This is a genomic window from Saccharomonospora saliphila YIM 90502 (genome assembly GCF_000383795.1).
GTDB classification, from domain to species: domain Bacteria; phylum Actinomycetota; class Actinomycetes; order Mycobacteriales; family Pseudonocardiaceae; genus Saccharomonospora; species Saccharomonospora saliphila.
Window position 1 is genome coordinate 2,151 of sequence record NZ_KB912679.1, and the last position, 2,184, is coordinate 4,334.

Sequence of the window (2,184 nt, forward strand, 5' to 3'; positions counted from 1 at the left end):
CGGGCCCCGACTTCAGCGTCGTCCAGCGACCGGCGGCGACCGGCCCGTGGAGGCCGCCGGTCACGGTCAGCGCCAGCCGAACGCCGCGCGCAGCGTGGGCTCACCCCCGACGACGGGCACGGTGACCGACGTGCGGGTGACATCCACGGCCAGACCGGTGCCGGGCTCCGGGCGCAGCGTGAAGTCATGGTCGCTGGAGAGCACCACGAACTCCAGCCTGTGTCCCGGCGACAGCAGGTAGTCCTGCGGTTGCAGGTCGAACGAGACCCGGTACGGCACGCCGGGGCGGATGGGCTGTGTCCGCGCCGGATCGTGCCGGTTCTGCGGGTCGGTCCAGCCCCGCGTGATGACGTGTGAGGTCCCGTCGGGAGCCCGGTCCACCAGGACACCCGTCACGTTGGCCGCCGGGCGGTCGAAGGCGACCCGCAGGTCCACCCGCGGTGTCCCGCTGAGCCGGACGGGCCGCCGCGCCGCATCGCTGGCGTAGGCGAGCCGGTGTGCCGACGAGTCCGCGTCCACCAGCTCGCCGACGGTCGTGGTCGCGTTGTCGGTGAACCGCTCGACCACCGGCCTGCCCCGGCTCGGGCGCACATCGAGGTCGCCACGCTCGGCCCCGCCCGGACGCGGGTGCATCGTCGCGGCCTCGGCGCCTGGAGCGGGCCAGTCGGCTTCCTCGGTCCAGCTCCCGTCCTCTCGCTGCACGGTGGCCCGTGGCTCCTCCTCGACACCGTTGTCGACGTCGTAGAGGTAGTGGGAGAACCAGCGGTTGAGCGTGGTCAGCCACGCCTGGCGGCGCACCGAGTACGGATCGGTGTGTCCCTGCTGGTGCAGCCAGATCTTGCGCTCGACACCGTGCCGGGCCAGCGCCTCGTACCACTCGGAGACCTGGCTGACGGTGACGTTCCAGTCGCTGAGGCCGTGCACGGCCAGCACGGACGCGCGGACCCGGTGCGCGTCGTCGAGGTAGTCGCGCTCGCGCCAGAACGCGTTGTAGTCACCGGTGACCCGGTCCTGCTCGGCGGCGAGTTCCTCGATGACGGGGCGGCAGACCTCGCGGTCGTCGCGGGTGTAGACGTACTCGGCGAGGACGTCGGCATCCTCGCCCTGGAACCCACCGGGCGCGACCACGGCTCCGTTCTCGCGGTAATAGTCGTACCAGTTCGAGATCGCCGCGATGGGCACGATCGTCTCCAGCCCCTCGACGCCGGTCGAGGCGACCGCGTTGGGCAGCGTCCCGTTGTAGGAGACACCCATCATCGCGGTCCTGCCGGTGCTCCAATCCGCTTCGACGCGCGCGCCGGAGGCGTCGTGCGCGGGGGCGCGCCCACCGAGCCAGTCGACCACGGAGGCCGCGCCGATAGTCTCGTTCTCGCCACCGGTCGTGGGACACCCGGTGGACGCTCCCGTGCCGAGCGACTCGGCGTAGACCACCGCGAAACCGCGGGACAGGAAGTAGTCCTCGTAGTGCCAGGTGATCGGCGAATCCGGCCCTGCGGGCCGGGTCGGCACGTACAGCTCGACGTCGACGTCGTGGTTGGTGATCGGATTGCCGCCGGAGAAGTACGGGCTGGCCTGGTACACCACCGGAACCCGCATGCCGTCCTCCGTGGCCGCGGGGCGCACGATCTCGACGTGGACGCGGTCGTCGGCCCCGTCGCGATCACTGTCCACGTCGGCGGTGACCCAGACCTCGTCGCGCACGACGTCGCCGGGGTCGAACACCGGCTGAGCCTGCCCATCACGGAAGACGGGTCCTGGCGCGTCGTCGGCGGTGGCGGTGGCGGTGGCCAGCGGCAGGGCGACGACGGCGGCGGCCAGCGCCGCGGACACGCGCGTACTTCTCACGAAAGCCCCCAGTCGGACGGCGAGCACAGTGGTGACGACCATTGCCGGGCGTCTGTGCACTGTCAAGACGACAGGCGTGCGACCCGACGAAAGACGGGGGCCGCTGATCGACTCAGCGATACGGCCGATCCCCCGAACGACTGGGCCATACTCCATTCGAGTGGTTACATGGACCTGTGAGGCGACACTCGGTTCTCACCATCGGGCTGGTTCTCACCGCCCTGATGCTTCTGCTGGCGTGTGCGGCGGGTACCGGACCGCCCGACGGCGGTGGCGGAGACCGGCTGTCCGGGCCGCGCTCCCCCGAGGGCCTCGGGGGACAGGGTGGGCCCGGCCCCG

At 71.5% G+C, this 2,184-nt stretch carries 1 protein-coding gene; it reads right to left on the minus strand.

The features are described from left to right. Positions 1-66: 66 nt before the first annotated feature. The gene (locus SACSA_RS0113395; protein ID WP_019816428.1) at positions 67-1,830 is read right to left on the minus strand and encodes a Xaa-Pro dipeptidyl-peptidase; all 1,764 of its coding nucleotides are present in this window, start codon (positions 1,828-1,830) and stop codon (positions 67-69) included. Positions 1,831-2,184: the final 354 nt, after the last annotated feature.